The organism is Cohnella sp. LGH, from assembly GCF_017671885.1.
Lineage (GTDB): Bacteria > Bacillota > Bacilli > Paenibacillales > Paenibacillaceae > Cohnella > Cohnella phaseoli.
The window spans coordinates 4,927,825-4,943,251 of the sequence record NZ_CP072117.1 but is presented as its reverse complement, the minus strand read 5'-3'; the positions used below and the strand labels follow the sequence as shown (position 1 = coordinate 4,943,251).

General features: G+C 50.1%; 11 protein-coding genes. 9 read left to right on the top strand and 2 right to left on the bottom strand.

Going from position 1 to position 15,427, the window contains the following annotated elements; translation table 11 throughout:
- Positions 1-18 precede the first annotated feature (18 nt).
- Positions 19-1,410, bottom strand: a complete 1,392-nt coding sequence (locus J4772_RS21255) for an extracellular solute-binding protein (RefSeq protein WP_209071300.1) — start codon at positions 1,408-1,410, stop codon at positions 19-21.
- Between the two features lie 236 nt (positions 1,411-1,646).
- Between J4772_RS21255 and J4772_RS21250 the strand changes: the two genes are divergently transcribed.
- From J4772_RS21250 to J4772_RS21215, 8 genes are all read left to right on the top strand, one after another.
- Positions 1,647-2,954, top strand: a complete 1,308-nt coding sequence (locus J4772_RS21250) for an enolase C-terminal domain-like protein (protein WP_209071299.1) — start codon at positions 1,647-1,649, stop codon at positions 2,952-2,954.
- On the top strand, positions 2,951-3,880 hold the full coding sequence (locus tag J4772_RS21245; protein ID WP_209071298.1) for a Gfo/Idh/MocA family protein: 930 nt from the start codon (positions 2,951-2,953) through the stop codon (positions 3,878-3,880). The genes J4772_RS21250 and J4772_RS21245 overlap by 4 nt, the downstream gene beginning before the upstream one ends.
- A gap of 415 nt (positions 3,881-4,295) precedes the next feature.
- Positions 4,296-5,747: an ABC transporter substrate-binding protein gene (locus tag J4772_RS21240; protein ID WP_209071297.1), complete on the top strand. Its 1,452-nt coding sequence runs from the start codon at positions 4,296-4,298 to the stop codon at positions 5,745-5,747.
- An 82-nt stretch (positions 5,748-5,829) separates the two neighbouring features.
- A complete protein-coding gene (locus J4772_RS21235; protein ID WP_209071296.1) occupies positions 5,830-6,759 on the top strand; it encodes a carbohydrate ABC transporter permease in 930 nt (309 codons plus the stop codon).
- The gene (locus tag J4772_RS21230) at positions 6,756-7,580 is read left to right on the top strand and encodes a carbohydrate ABC transporter permease (RefSeq protein ID WP_209071295.1); all 825 of its coding nucleotides are present in this window, start codon (positions 6,756-6,758) and stop codon (positions 7,578-7,580) included. The genes J4772_RS21235 and J4772_RS21230 overlap by 4 nt, the downstream gene beginning before the upstream one ends.
- A 24-nt stretch (positions 7,581-7,604) precedes the next feature.
- Positions 7,605-8,519: a carbon-nitrogen hydrolase family protein gene (locus tag J4772_RS21225; protein WP_247741209.1), complete on the top strand. Its 915-nt coding sequence runs from the start codon at positions 7,605-7,607 to the stop codon at positions 8,517-8,519.
- A gap of 25 nt (positions 8,520-8,544) precedes the next feature.
- Complete coding sequence (locus J4772_RS21220) at positions 8,545-9,534, top strand: Gfo/Idh/MocA family protein (protein ID WP_209071293.1); 990 nt, start codon at positions 8,545-8,547, stop codon at positions 9,532-9,534.
- A 207-nt stretch (positions 9,535-9,741) separates the two neighbouring features.
- Positions 9,742-10,797 carry a Gfo/Idh/MocA family protein gene (locus tag J4772_RS21215; RefSeq protein ID WP_209071292.1) on the top strand — a complete coding sequence of 352 codons (1,056 nt, stop codon included), beginning with the start codon at positions 9,742-9,744 and terminating at the stop codon, positions 10,795-10,797.
- Positions 10,798-11,183: 386 nt separating this feature from the next.
- Here the strand turns inward: J4772_RS21215 and J4772_RS21210 are convergent, their stop codons facing one another.
- Positions 11,184-14,375 carry a hypothetical protein gene (locus J4772_RS21210; protein WP_209071291.1) on the bottom strand — a complete coding sequence of 1,064 codons (3,192 nt, stop codon included), beginning with the start codon at positions 14,373-14,375 and terminating at the stop codon, positions 11,184-11,186.
- 141 nt (positions 14,376-14,516) lie between these two features.
- Between J4772_RS21210 and J4772_RS21205 the strand changes: the two genes are divergently transcribed.
- Positions 14,517-15,413, top strand: coding sequence for a helix-turn-helix domain-containing protein (locus tag J4772_RS21205; RefSeq protein WP_116064218.1), 897 nt, complete (start codon positions 14,517-14,519; stop codon positions 15,411-15,413).
- Positions 15,414-15,427 lie beyond the last annotated feature (14 nt).

Below are 15,427 nucleotides of genomic sequence, written 5' to 3'. Positions count from 1 at the left end.
ATTCCCGACAGTCCGCCCCTATATTAAACGTTCCATATGGTCGCATAACGTTTGTTCATCGATTAAATCGGACCAGTATTGCTTCAGGAGATTTTTTAGCACGTAAAAAGAGGACATTGGCAAGTTCAGTTCCTGATGCGTGCGATAGGAAAACATGATTTCACGGAACAGGAAAAACCGGGCAGGGCGGTTGAGGCTGTCGCCTGATTCCAAAGGAGCTTCCGCCGCCGACTTTAACGCAGGCAAGCTGAGCGAACGATTACGCAGAATCGACTGCGCCCTGGGCGAGGTTAAATAGTCGGCGAAACACTTCGATGCTTGGAGCTGCTTCGAGTTGCGGTTGATCGCGATCCCGATCACGTTCAAGAGCGAACGCGGCTCATACATAAAGGGGATGGGGGAGAGGTCGTAGTCGATATTCATTTCTTTGAAGTCGTTGATGGCCATGTAATTCGTCAGAATCATAGATACTTTCCCTTGCGCAAAGAGTTCGTTAACGTCGTCGCTGTTCTCGGATAAATAGCGCGGGAATAAGTCGTGGCTGGTAATCAATCGTTTGCAAAGGCGAATGCTTTCCAACAATCGGGAGCCGTCTAGTTGGAACGTTCCGTTAACGCTCGGTGCAAAACGCATGCAGCTTTGGAGCAAAAAGGCGGGCCAACGATTGTCCGACAGCAGATAGAAGTACAAGCCGTGTCGAACTCCCGGTACGGCAAGAGCGGACGCGTGTTTGACCACATCTTCCCATGTCCAGCTGCCGTCGGGCTCCGGAACATGGCTTTCTTGAAAATGAGAGCGATTATAAGCAAGCACCAGCGGGGAAAACACGACTGGCTTGGCCAATAGTTGCTGCTCGTCGACGAAAGCTTCCTGAGCAAAACGGTATGACTGAGCTTCCGGAACCATAGGATTCAACGATTGCGCATACCCGTCTTCAAGCAATTGCTGGAAGTCAAGGTTGTTAAGCGTAAAGGTGTCGAGCAGGCCGTTGTCCATATATTCTTCCACCGCTTTTATATAATCGACGGTAGAACGCAAAGGCATGGCTTTAATTCGGATCGATCGATGTAAGCTGTGAAAATCGTCCAGAAGCGCCGACAGACTGAAATCCCGCTCGATCGAACAGCTGTACCCGAATGAAACGGATACCGGAGCAACGGGGATATTGTCCGTTACGCGACTGCCAACCCGGTCGACTTTGACGATTAGCCCTTCGCCGACCAGGATGTCGAGCCCTTTCCGAACCGATTTGTTGCTTAGCCCGTATTGCTCCGTGAGTAACAGTTCAGAGGGCAGTAATTGTCCGGGGGGATAAACGCCATATAGAATGTCGGAACGCAAACTATCAACCATATGCTGCAGGCGGAGTTGAAAGGACTTGCGACCGGTCTGAAAGCGAGGATTATCCATGAGATCCAACCTTTCCTCTATCGTTAATGTACATCGTAAAGCATATTTAAAAGGTTGTACAGCAGATTGAGAGGGGTAAAAGTGTTTGTTGACACTCTCGTAATTGTTTTGCTAAATTCTTGATGTAATATATGATGATTTGTACAGCAGTTGATGAAGATTGTTTCGTATAATTTGATTTATGTACAGCAGATTGGAGCTTTTGTTGAATAAAACTTGGAGGGAATACCGTTATCATGATTCGGATCAGCGAAACAGAACATGGCATTATGAAGGAGCCGCTGCTGTCGCCTTTTGGTTTTAAAGGCGACTATTTAACGGAGCTGTGGCAGTCTGTCGTGGGTCTACGAGCGCAAGACGGGACTCTGGGTATCGGAGTTGGCGTTCAAAGCGTGTTATGGTCGGACCCGCGGGTGTTCATGCATTACGGCGAAGCGTCAGGGAATCGGCATATGGCGGATTTAACCCAATATGCATTGAAGCTTGCGAGCGATGCGAAATTTCATACGCCGCTTGAGCTTGTAGACCGTTTGTTTCCGGATGTGTATGAGTATGGCCGGAAATCGACCGGAATTTCCGATCTTCGCGCCACATTCGTTTTGAATGCGCTAGTTGCCGTTGACCAAGCTGCTTGGGGGTTGTACAGCAGAGGGAAAGGGAAGAGCTTCGAGGAACTGGTACCGGATGAGTATCGACCCGCGTTATCGGAGAGGCAGCAGGAGCTCGCAAACATTCCGGTAGTTGGCTACGGATTATCGGAGGAATCAATTGAGCAGATTCTGAGGGAAGGGTATTTCCTCCTGAAGATCAAAATCGGAGCCGATCCTGACCGCGACGGCGATCAAGACAAAATGCTGGCATGGGACCAACAACGGTTGTCGCATATCCATGACATTGCATCGCGTTATGAAACGACTTACACCCGGAACGGGAAAATCGCTTATTATCTGGATGCGAACGGCAGATACGACGGAAAGGAGCGCATGCTGCGTTTCCTGGAGCATGCGGATCGGATCGGCGCTTTGGAGCGGATCGTGCTGGTAGAGGAGCCTTTCGATGAAGCAGATGAAATCGACGTCTCCGATGTGCCCGTACGGTTAGCGGCTGATGAGAGTGTACACGACGAACGGGATGCACGGATAAGAATCGATATGGGGTACGGCGCAATTGCACTTAAGCCTGTCGCGAAGACGATGAGCGTAAGCCTGAAGGTGGCCAAGCATGCGCGCGATCGGGGCATTCCTTGTTTTTGCGCCGATCTGACGGCGAACCCGGTATTGGCGGATTGGAACAAAACGTTGGCTTCCTATCTCTCTCCCCTGCCGGAATTAAAGATAGGCGCGATTGAAATGAACGGACGTCAAAATTATCGCGACTGGGATCGAATGAAGAGCTGGCATCCTTATGCGGGAGCATCGTGGACCGAGTCCCTTGAAGGCATCTTTAGGTTGGACGAGAGCTTTTATGCAGCTAAGGGCGGCGCGCTGGAGATCAGTCCTTATTACGAAAAATGGCTATATGGCAAAGGAGATCAATCGGAATGAAATCGCTAAAGATAGGCCTTGTAGACTTGGATACTTCCCATCCCGGAAGTTTTGTTCCTTTGATTCGCGGCTTGGGGCATGAAGTGACCGGTGTATTCGATAGCGGGACAGTCTATCCTCCCGGATATGCCGAAACATTTGCCCGTGACCATCAGATTGACCACGCTTGCGAATCGTTGGAGGAATTGGCCGACCGGGTAGATGCGGTATTCATCCATAGCTGCAATTGGGATTTGCACGTGCGACATGCGCAGCCTTTCGTTGAAGCCGGCAAAGCCGTATTCATCGATAAGCCGTTGGCCGGGAATGTTGGCGATTTGCAGCAGATGATCGGTTGGGCCAAGCAGGGCGCGGTCGTTACCGGAGGTTCGGCGTTGCGGTATTGCAACGAGGTTAAGGAATGGAAAGAGCGGAAAATCCCAGCCGAGGAATGGGTATACGGGTTTGTCGGCTGTGCGGTAGACGAATTCAACTATGGTGTTCACGCTTATTCGATGCTTCAAGGGTTGCTCGGACCGGGGCTCGAATCCGTGCGTTATTTGGGGGAGAACGTGCAGCGGCAGATCGAACTGACTTGGAAAGACGGCAGACAGGGGATCGTTAACATCGGGAAAACAGCCGGGTATTTGCCCTTCTACGCGACACTGGTTACGCAAAAACAAGTAGATCATATTAACGTGGATAATAGTCGGTTGTATCAAGCGCTATTGGAGTCCGTACTTCCGTATTTGGCCGGGGAAGCGCCGCCGCCTTTGTCGTTCGAAGAGCTCGCCGAGACGGAAATGGCGGCAATCGCCGCGATCCTGTCCGCACAACAGGGAGGGAAGCCTATTCGGTTGGATGAAATTCCATCGGACTTTATCGGATACGATGGAATGGCTTTTTCGAAATACTATAAATCCTTGATATTTCCCGAAAACAAATAACAGGGGACCGACAAAGCCTAATTGCGAATTGCAACGCCCCAAAACCGTAGCATGGAGAGGGGCTGTCCCATAAGTAGGGTCGTACAAGATGATCGATTAAGAAGAAGTGCATGTATCTAAGGAGATACATGCACGACAAACTTCTCTATCGATCATCTTTTTCGTACGACTATTTACTTATGAGAAAGCCCCTTTTTGTACGTTTACATTGAAACGATAGTGCAAAAAAAACGGAAGTATTGATAAAGCTAGCAAAAGGATTAAGCGATATGATTTGAGATAGAAATAACCTTTACCTTTTGTGGCATTATGGATGTCATAAGAGGGGCGAGAAATGTAGAGGGAGTCATGCAGAAATTGTAAGATGCAATCGGCTATGCGAAGTCCAAATTATACTTGGAGGGTGTGTCGAGTCATGAACAAAGCAAATCTACGAATCAAAAGGTTCGCAACTATTGCAAGTCTTTTTACGGTGTTCGCTCTTGCCGCTTGCGGAAGCAACAACGGAAACAACGGCGTATCCTCGCCGAGTAACGCGTCCGCGTCTCCCGAGTCCACTAACGAGCAAAACGAAAGCGCTTCACCTAAAAGCGACGTGAAGCTGACTTTATCGCATTGGAAGGTTTCATTCGATCCCGGCTTTAAGGCGGTAGCGGAAGCGTTCAAACAAAAAACCGGCATTACGGTCGAAACTCAAACGACAACTCCGGACGCGGCGTATAGCCAGAAGCTTATTGCTTCCGCTGCAGCAGGAAGCTTGCCGGACATCTGGGCGACGGACGCTTCTCCTGCGTATCGCGCATTTGACGGCAAGGCATACGAATGGAGCGGCGAGCTAAGCAAGGACGAGGCGTGGAAAAATGGATTTCTTCCGGCAGCGCTGTCCGGCATTACGGTTGCTCAAGCCAATATCGATGCATGGGCAAAGGACGAAAAGGCCAGCGCGTGGCAAAAAGCGACAAAGCCCGGTCAAGTCTACGGCATTCCAATTGACGTAGGTGCGTTTTATATGATCTATGGCAACAAGAAGATTGTAGAGCAGGCCGGTTTGGAAGCGAAAGAGCCCGCTACGTTCGAAGAATGGGTTTCCATGATGAAAACGGTTAAGGAAAAAACGGGGACTCCGGGATTCGTATTCGCAGGCAACGTCGGCGGTGTCTACAATGCATGGTTCCTTAACCTGGTCGACTATATGAAAAACGGCGAAGAATCTTTCACCAAGTTCATGAATAGAGAAGAAAAGTTGTCCGATCCCAAGCACATGTGGGCGCTGAAATTCATCGAAGATTTAACGAAGGACGGTTTATTGCTGCCTGGGGCGGCTTCCTTGGATATCGATCCGGCGGATCAAGCGTTCGCTCAAGGCAAAGCGGCATTCAGTCTGGGAGGTACGTTCACCTTTGCCAACCTTACCGCAATCGGCATGAATCCGGACGAGGTGTTCAGCTTCAGAGTTCCTGCTTTCGAGGGCTCGGTCTTTCCGGATGCGACGGTATCCCCGTTCCCGCTTGTGCAAATGGTTGTCAATAATGAAGGCCCGAACAAGGAAGCGGCAATCGAATTCGTTAAATTCCTGACTTCGGAGGAAGGCCAAGTTCTGTACGCGAACCATGCATACGATTTACCTGCGGTGCAGATTAAAGACGGAAGCAAGCTTAACCCTTCCATTCAAGCTATGGCTTCATCGCTCAGCAGCGAGAGCAACTGGTGGTCGGAAAACCCGCTGATCTGGCAGCAGGTTTTCAAAGAGGACTGGAAAGTATTTAGCGAGGGCATGGTTAAGGTCATGCTCGGATCCAGCACGGCCGAAGCAGCGGCTGCCGAATACGATAAGGCTGCGGCATCCTACAAAAAAGCAAATCCTTAACAAATATCCATAACGCAATTGGATCAAGGAGAAAAGAGGGGGATGCGCCCCTTCTTTTCTGTCTTGCGGATGGGAGGAAGAGATGAATTATCGGAAAGCCGCAAGGCGGGAAGCGCTGGCAGGGTATTTACTGATTGCTCCCGCTGTTGGGTTATTTATCGTCATCGGCTTGTTTACGGTTCTTTTTTCAATCGTGCTATCCTTCTTTAGTTTGCCGCAAGGGCAGCTAATCTGGAATGCCAAGTTTGTCGGATTGGATAATTTCAAAGACTTCTTGTCGGGCGGCAACTACATTTTATCCGGATTTTTCCGACAAGCGATCGTCAACAATTTGTGGATTGCGTTCGCCATGGTGGTTATCGTTATTCCTCTGGCGCTGATTATTGCGGTGTTATTGGAGAAAGCCACAAGAGGCGTACGTCTGTTTCGGACGATATTCCTTCTGCCTATGGTTACTTCTTCCGTGGCGATCTATTACGTTTGGCAAGGCTTATATGATCCGACCGGCTCCATTAACCAATTGTTGGCTTCCATCGGCCTTGATTCCTGGATCGCGAAGAACGGTTGGATCGGGGAAATGCATACCGCTTTACCGGCAATTATCGTTACGATCGTATGGGGGGCGCTTCCGCATAGCCTGATCCTGTATTTTGCAGGACTGCAGGCCGTGGACACGCACTTGTATGAAGCGGCCGATATTGACGGTGCCAACGCCTGGCAGAAGCTGGTCCGAATTACGTGGCCCGTTCTCAAGCCGATTACGGTTATCGTGACGATTATGAATCTGAACGTAGCTCTGCAAGTTTTCGACCAGATTTGGGTCATGACCAAAGGCGGTCCGGCTGGTGCAACTCAAGTCGTTAACGTGCTCGTCTACCAACAGGCCTTTTTCCAGGATGGGAATATGGGCGTCGCGAATGCAATGGGTTGGACGATGTTCATGCTGACGTTTATATTGTCGTTGATTAGCTTGAAGCTATTCGGGGATAAGAAGGGAGAGGAATCGCATTGACCAAAGCCAAGACGGGCGCCCTTTATGGCCTTCTCCTGCTATGGAGCTTCCTCTGTCTTTATCCTTTGCTATGGATGGTAGGCGCTTCGCTGAAAGCACCGATGGATGTCATGAGTACTTTTTCGCTGTTCCCGCAAGGAAAATGGCATTGGGAAACCTACGCGGAAGTGTGGAACCGACTGAATTTCTTCTCTTACTTCTGGAACAGCGTTATTGTGACGCTGTCTACGCTGATCGGCATTAACGTGCTCTATTCTATGGCTGCTTTCGCCTTTGCGAAGCTGCGTTTTCCGGGCAACAATGCGCTGTTCGTCCTCTTTCTCGGAATGATGTTCGTCCCCGGAATTACGGTCATGGTGCCGCTCTATCTGACGGAAAATTATTTAGGCATTTTGAATACGTATATCGGCTTAATTCTGCCCTCCATTAATGGCGCGGCGCCGATGGCGATCTTCCTGTTTCGCAACTATTTTCGCAGCATTCCCCATGAATTGTTCGAATCGGCCAAGATGGAGGGAGCAGGCATTATGCGCACCTTGCTTCAAATTTATTTGCCGCTCTCGGTACCCATTCTTGCGACGCTTACCGCGATTAATTTTCTAGGCTCATGGAACAGCTTGATTCTTCCGATGGTCATTCTCAGCGATCAAAGCTTGTTTACGTTGCCAATCGGAGTCATGCTGCTCGATTCCGGCGTATTCCGGCAATGGAATGTTCTAATGGCGGGGGCGTTAATATCGATCGTTCCGATCTTGCTTTGTTTCGGCTTCCTGCAGAAATATTACATTAGAGGCTTGTCCGCCGGGGCAGTTAAAGCGTAAAAGGGGGTGGCTGCTTTGAAAAAGGTGACGGTCAGCACGTTTAATTTCCACTATGGGGTTGCGGACGCGGGGGCGGATTTAGAGGCTATCGTTCTGCAAATGGAACATTATCTCCTGCAGAAGATTCAACAGGTGCTGCCGGATCAACCGGATTTGATCGTGCTGCCGGAGTGCTGCGATATGCCTTCGGGGTTAGCTGAAGAAGCTCTGCAGGGATACTATCGCGTACGCGGTAATCGAATAAGGGATGCTTTGTCTGTAATTGCTAAACAGAACGAGTGTTACATTGCTTATCCTTCCATTCGGCTGGAATCGGATGACAAGTGGCGGAATTCCGTTCAATTGTTAGACCGGCACGGCGATGTGTCCGGCGTATACAACAAGAACCATCCCGTGATCATCGAAGTAGAGGATAATCTTATTCAATGCGGAGAAAAAGCGCCGGTTTTCGAATGCGATTTCGGTCGCGTGGCGTTCGCGATCTGCTTCGATCTGAATTTCGACGAGCTTAGATTGAAATATGTCCGGGACAAGCCGGATCTTATCGTGTTTCCCTCGATGTTTCACGGCGGTTTCATGCAGCAATATTGGGCTTATTCCTGCCGCGCTCATTTTGTAGGGGCGATAGCGGGCGGGCTGCCGAGCTCGATCGTGTCCCCAGTCGGGCAGGTGACAAGCTCGACGTCCAGCTACTATGATTTCGTCAGCGCGACGATTAATTTGGATTGCGCCGTTGCGCATCTGGATTATAACCGCAGCAAGCTTGAAGCGATCAGGCAGAAGTACGGCAAGAAAGTCCGGGTTACGGATCCGGGCTACTTGGGCTCGGTTCTGCTATCCAGCGAGACGGAGGAATTCTCGGCGGAGGATCTCGTTCGCGAGTTTGAAATCGAAAAATTGGACGATTATCTGGCACGTTCTAGATCGTATCACCCATAGAAGGCGAGGAAGGGAGATGACCGTAATGAGCTCGTTCAAAGTAGGAATTATCGGTTGCGGCGCTCTGGGCAGAACGCATGCGGAGTGCATTAAAGAATTGGAGCATATGGAGACGGTCGCTTATTGCGACGTCCATCGGCCAAGCGCGCAGAAGCTTCTCGAGCAATTTGGCGGCAAGCTGGCAACGACGGATGTAGAGGATCTTCTGGGCGATACGGAAATCGAGGTGATCTACGTAACTACACAGCACGATACGCATGCGGATTTATGTATTCGTGCTATGCAGGCGGGGAAGCATGTCCTTGTAGAAAAGCCGATGGCGATGACGGTTGAGGATTGCGTTCGTATCGGAGAGACGGTTAAAGCGACAGGAAGGAAGCTGTTTACGGCGTATAAAATGCGCTATTACAACATGCTCTGGAAAGCGAAGGAATTGATTCCGCAGCCGATTATGGTCGTTATGCAAATGATGGATAGCCGCTGGGGAGAAGGGATTTGGCCTAACGATCCGGTTAAGGGCGGAGGAAACGTGCTAAGCCAGGGCTGTCATTCAACAGACGTTCTGCGTTTCGTTGCCGGAAGCAACCCTAAGGAAGTGTATGCGGCCGGAGGAAATTATTATCAGCAGAGCGGCGTTATCGACAATCTGACAGCCGTATTCCGTTTTAACAATGGGGCGGCCGGAACGCTCATTCAAGGCGATTGCAGCTGTCCTCCGGTTACGAGCAAGTTTTTCATGCAACTGTTCGCCGAGCATAAATCCATTACGATCTCCGATCGTCTAACCAAGCTGACATATGCGGAAGACGGGAAAGAGACGGTAGTTTATGAGGGATCCGAATCCGGATTTCTGGAAGAAAACCGAGCGTTTGAGAAATGTCTAGTCGACGATACGCCTCCGCCGATCGATCATGTGGACGGCTTGTATTCTACGCTGATGGTCTTGCAGGCGATTGAATCTTTGAAGAGCGGGAAGCCGGAGAAAATCGAGGAAATCGTAGAGCAGTATGTCTAAGGAATTGCCGATAGCATTTGGATAAAGGCCGGATTGCCGCGTCATCCGGCTTGTTTAACCATGCCCCAATTTCGCGTCTTTTTACGAGACGAATGTGCAACACGATTGTGCAAATTAAACGGATGCTCTGATAAATATCATTTGCCGGGAACGCCGTATGATGGGTTTATAAACACAAACTAATTCACAGTGGGAGAGAGATCATCAATGACTAAATTACGTATGGGAATTATCGGGTGCGGCGGAATGACGGCGGATGCGCATGTTAACGGACTTCTGGAGCTGACGGAAGTGATGGAAGTGACCGCTGTATGCGATATCGATATTAAGCAGGCAAATCTGTTACAAGCTAAGCTGCCTAAAGCGATCGCCGTAACGGATTATCGCGATTTGCTTGATTATGTGGATGCCGTATTAATCGCGCTGCCCCATGATTTGCATTATGAGGTCGGGATCGTTTGTCTCGAAGCGGACAAACATGTTTTGATGGAGAAGCCTCTCGCCAACACGCAGGAGGAGTGCGAGGAACTGATACGCGTATCTAAAGAACGGAATTTAACGCTAATGACGGCTTACCCTGTCCGTTTCTGGCCGATCGTGCAAAAGATGAAGGAGCTGATCGAGGCCAAAACCTACGGTGACGTGTTCCAAATGTCGGTTTGGACAGAGCAGCTGACGCATCCCCCAGAGGGACATTGGGCTACAATTGCCAAAAGGTTGGGGGGCGGGCAGTTTTTCAGCCATGGCTGTCATTACGTAGATTTGATGCTTTGGTTCCTCGGCAAGCCGATTAAAGGCACGCACTTCGGCACCAACTTCGGCACGCCTTGGATGGAGAAGGAAGGGACAAGCAACGTCGTTATTGAATTCGAGAACGGGGTTCTCGGCTATCACATGGGAACCTGGGGCGCTCGCGGCAGTCGCTTGGGATATAGCATTCATATTCACTGCACTGAAGGGATGCTGGAATATAACCGCGGCGAAGGCAAGCTTTATCTTCATTCGCAAATGAAAGAAGAGCGGGCTTCGACGGATACGACCTCCGAAGTGCAAATTCTGATGGAGGAGAAGGAAGCGGGCAAGCAAACGCAGTTCGAGATTATGCATTTTCTCGAATGCGTCCGCGACCGGAAGCTGCCGCTAACGAATGGCGATATCAGCCTGCAGGGCTTGAAAGTCATCTGGAAATTGTACGATGCCGAGAGTGTCGGCACGATAGCGGATTTAAGAGGACTTGGTTTAAGCGAGATAGGGGTAGAGTGAGGGGGCAACCTACAACCCTTGATTTGGTCGCTTTGTACGATTTTTCGGACAAACGTCCGTCGTTTGCGCCGGATCTGAGTTGCTTTATACGATTTTTCGAACAAACGTCTACCATTTAAGCCTGATTCGAGCTACGTTGTACGATTTTCCGTCTAGCTTCCCTCGCGGGGGCTCTTGGTAGGGCGTAAACGAATGTGCACAAATAGGTCCGCGTGAATCATGATTAGCCTGCAGGCCGCTCATACGCTCCTGAAATCACCTTTTACGGGTTTAACAAATTTCAGGAGCGTATAGCAGCGGAAGGAGATCCATCCCTCTGGCACCTTTACCATCGCTTATCTTTCCAAGCAACTTGCTGGCCTTATGGGACATCCCCTTCCTTTTACTTAATAAACTTCCGCCATGAACTGATTACGAATGATATTTACGACAGCTTCAATATCGTCATGGTGGGCGACATCCGTAATCCATAGATCGATGCTCGGGAGCAGTTGGCTATCGATTTGCGCGACGGCGCCGCTGAAATTATGGCTTGTCGCTTTGCTTAGGACCTGCCCGATCGCAGTCGACAGATTGGATCGGCGCGTCGCAGGCGTTGTGTCGAAAGCGCTGTCCGGAATGTCCATTAACACTTCGTTTAACGCCTGAGGATCCTTGTAACCGGCCTCGGTTAGAGCGTTCATGATAAAATACATAAAGGCGGTTCCCGCACGAGTGTCGTCCGGGAACGAACCGTCGACATTTTGCAAAGCGAGCTTAGAAGAAATATACGTGAGCAGATTATCCGTAAAATCAAGATCGGCTATATCGGCAAGTTCCTTCTTCAGCACGGGGAAATCCGTGTACCGGTTACCGAGATCCCCAAGCACTTTCAGCAGCATATCATCGACATCGCTATTTCCAAACTTCTTGTTATAGGCAGCCAAGTCCAGAGATTGAACATAATTGTACGCGGCCGGCGTTTCTCCGATGAGCCTCCAACCGTACGGCCAACTGCCGGAATCGGATTGGACCGCTTTCAGATTATTGATTAAACCGTCCATATAAGGCAGCAAGTCGGCATCCGAGGTCAGATCGTAAATGAGACCGAGGATGTGCAGAGCCGTGGCGTCTACATTATAAATTTCGATGGCCGGTCCGACGACTCCGTTAATCGTAACATCGAGCATGTCATAGTAAGGAACCGTACCGCGGGTATGAGCCGCATCGAGCCAAACGTATTTGGTGCCGGGATTCGTCAGCATGTAATCCTTGCCCGCCAAAATGGCGTCAAGATACTCGGGCTTGCCGAACCGCAAATAAGCTTCATATAAACCGAGTATAGCCTGTTGGGTATTAACGGCATTCGTCATCGTTTTGGGACGCAGCGCGCCAAAGCTTGTGTAATCCCATGGGAGCACCCAGCCTCCGTTGGCTTGTTGGGTGTTCAATAATTGCTCGGCTGCGAGGTAGGCTTTGTCCAAATAATCCTTATTGCGAGTGACGTCATACAGCGCGGCATATATCCGGTAGATGCCCGTAATGCTGTTCGTGTCCGCATTCTGCGGATCGGTCGGCCAGTACGAATGGGAAGTTTCCCACATCGAGCCGGACAATAGCGTATCCAGATGGCTGTCGAATAGCTCAGCGCTGCTAACAATGGACTGGCCAATTTCCCATACAGTCGAATCCTGGAGTGTGCCGTATCCGCGATTAAGCAGCTTGTAAGCAATCGTTGAACCGCTCTTCTTCTCATGAAGGACAATCGGAGTTACCAATGCTCCGGGATCGGCGGTGAACGTTCCGGATATATGGATAGTGCCGGTACCGTAATTATCGAGAGCGATAGCTCCGGAAGCGGTATCGAAAGCGAGATCTCCGGCGAGCGTGTAGCTATAGGATGAGCTGCCGTCGGTTAACTGGGAATGGCTTGTTACGGTTAGCGTTTTTCCTAGCAATGCGAAGGTGTCTAACAGCGCTCGCGTGTTGCCGGAGTTTTTGATCTCCAGCGTCAGCGCATCTTGGGTCGTTCCTTTAAATAGACCGGAAAGCGGGAGAATGACGGGACTGGGCTGTTCCGTCAGCTTGACAATGCGAGCGTTGTCGAACCATACGCTGCCCGAACCGAAATCCAGGAACGGCCTGAAGGCAACGTACGCCGCATTGTCCGGCAGCTTCAAATTCACCGCGATTTCCTGCCAATCGTGGGTGCCCGGCGCACCGGAGAAGCGCCGATTGTCTATGACCTGACGGCTGGAATTATAGACGCCAAGCTCGAAGCCGATGAACTGAGCGGATACGGAGGAGGTTTTGTGCTCGATCGAAAAGCGATAGAAGGCGCCGCCCTCGACGGGAATCGACCATTGGTTAACGGCTGCGCGGCTGCTGGGGGTAGCTCCGGACAAGCGAACCGAGCCTGCGCCTTCGCGGAATACGGTGGTCGAGGTAGCGGCTGTTCCGCCATCCAGAAGCGTATAATCCCAATTGTCCGCAATAGAATCGAAATTGGTATCGCGCTCGAGAGAACCGTTCAGCAATAGGTTGCTGTTGGTCAAACTTACCGCTTCTACCGCATCGAACCATGCGCTTCCGCTCGCATAATCAAGCGCCATTCGGAATGAAAAATAAGCCGTATCTGCCGGGGCTTTCTTGGACACGCTTATTTGCTCCCAATAATGCGTTCCGGCATTGGCGGGTTGGCGTATGAATTGGAGCAGTTGATGGGCTTCATCGTAGAAAGCGAGTTCCAATCCGACAAATCCCGTACTGCTCGTCAGTACGACTCCGCTCGTTTTCAGCATGGCCTTAAACTGATATTCTTGGTACTCCTGAGCGGGCAAGTACCACTGGGAGGCAAACGAACGACTGGAGGTAGATGAGCCTTGAAGCCGCACGGACCTTTGTCCCTGATATTTTTCCGCCGTTACGAGCGCCCCCGAGCCGCCGGAGTCCGTGGAGTAATCATATCCGTCCGGGACGGAATTATTATCTGTATCCGCTTCCAAATTGCCGTTCAACAATAGATTTTGTGCATCCGATACGAAGGAGGACACGGAATCGACCCACAGATCCCCAGTACCGAAATCGAGCGCGGTACGGAAGGCGTACGATGCCGTGCCCGGCGGAGAAATCCATGAGGTCTCGACTTTCTGCCAATCGTGCGTACCTTGGGCCGCGGGAACCCTCACCGAAGCAAGCGCTTGATGCGAGCTATTGTAGAAGACGAGCTCAAGACCGGCAAAGCCGGCAGTCACGTTGTTGGTTTTAATCCATGAGGACATCGTATATCGGGTGTTTTCCGTTGCGGATACGTACCACAGATTGACAAAGGAGCGGCTGAGCGAGGAGGATCCGGATAGTTTAACGGAGCGGCTTCCCGAATAGGCTACGGATGTGACTAAAGAGGCCGCACCTCCGTTGAGTAAGGTATAATCCCAACCATCCGGCACCCCGTTCGCATCGACATCGGTTTCGAATCCGGGATTAAGAGCCGTATTCGGCTCCGAAGCGAGAGCTTGCCGGGTGCCGATAGGCAACAATCCGACAAAGAGAGTAAAGGCCGTTCCGTAACAAGCGATCCTCTTAAGCCATGTTTTCATTTCTATTTTCCTCCATTCATGTTATTCGTTCCTTCTGTGTAAATTCGTGAGGTTATTTATTATAATAAGGGCAGCATCGTGAACGATCTTTGTCATTCCATCCGATTTTTTTATACTATCGCGTTAAGGGAGACGATCTGCATGGCCTACAAGCGAGTGAAACTTAACGAAGAGATCGTCATTAACCAGATTATTACTTTTCACTACTATGAATTGCCCGGATCCTATGTTACCAAAGGGGAGAAACATAACTTTTGGGAGTTCGTTTACGTGGATAAGGGGGAAATCGACGTCCGGTCGGACAGCGGCGAATTTTCCGTCAAGCAAGGAGAAATTGTCTTTTATAAACCGAATGAATTTCATTCCGGCAACTCGAATGCCAAATTTCCGCCTAATTTGATCATTATTACTTTCGACTGCGATTCGGAAGCGATGAAAATATTCGAAAATAAGAGATTCAGCGTCAACGAGCAGGAGCGAAGATTGCTTACTCAACTAGTTAACGAGGGGTATAATGCGCTCACTCCGCGTCTGGATAAACCTTATAAAAAAGAAATGAAAGCAAAGAAGGACTCGCTATTCGGGAGCCAACAGTTAGTTAAGCTATATTTAGAGACGCTGTTGATTCACTTCGCGCGCAGATTGCGGAAAACCGATTCCCTTTCCAAGCTGGCGTCGACGATGAATGAAAAAAAGGATTCCGATCTGACCAATCAAATTATCCAATTCATGAACCTAACGCTGCACAAAAGCTTATCACTTAAAGAGGTTTATAATAATTTTACGGTCGGTCGATCGCAGCTTCTACGAACGTTTAAGGTGACAACCGGTTGCGGAGTGATGGAATACTTTAATCGGCTGAAAATAGAGAGGGCCAAAATTCTGATCCGCGAGGAGCAATACAATTATACGGAGATTGCCGAAAAGCTGGGCTATAGCAGCATCCATTATTTCTCGCGCCATTTCAAGCGCTCGACGGGCATGACGCCGACAGCCTACGCCAGATCCGTCAAAGCGAGAATCGAGAATCATCGCTAACCGACAGCGCGAAG

Excerpts from the sequence above, each read along its gene's own strand:
- J4772_RS21220 (WP_209071293.1), top strand. The coding sequence starts at position 8,545 with ATGAGCTCGTTCAAAGTAGGAATTATCGGTTGCGGCGCTCTGGGCAGA.
- J4772_RS21250 (WP_209071299.1), top strand. The coding sequence starts at position 1,647 with ATGATTCGGATCAGCGAAACAGAACATGGCATTATGAAGGAGCCGCTG.
- J4772_RS21205 (WP_116064218.1), top strand. The coding sequence starts at position 14,517 with ATGGCCTACAAGCGAGTGAAACTTAACGAAGAGATCGTCATTAACCAG.
- J4772_RS21240 (WP_209071297.1), top strand. The coding sequence starts at position 4,296 with ATGAACAAAGCAAATCTACGAATCAAAAGGTTCGCAACTATTGCAAGT.
- J4772_RS21255 (WP_209071300.1), bottom strand. The coding sequence starts at position 1,410 with ATGGATAATCCTCGCTTTCAGACCGGTCGCAAGTCCTTTCAACTCCGC.
- J4772_RS21235 (WP_209071296.1), top strand. The coding sequence starts at position 5,830 with ATGAATTATCGGAAAGCCGCAAGGCGGGAAGCGCTGGCAGGGTATTTA.
- J4772_RS21245 (WP_209071298.1), top strand. The coding sequence starts at position 2,951 with ATGAAATCGCTAAAGATAGGCCTTGTAGACTTGGATACTTCCCATCCC.
- J4772_RS21210 (WP_209071291.1), bottom strand. The coding sequence starts at position 14,375 with ATGAAAACATGGCTTAAGAGGATCGCTTGTTACGGAACGGCCTTTACT.
- J4772_RS21215 (WP_209071292.1), top strand. The coding sequence starts at position 9,742 with ATGACTAAATTACGTATGGGAATTATCGGGTGCGGCGGAATGACGGCG.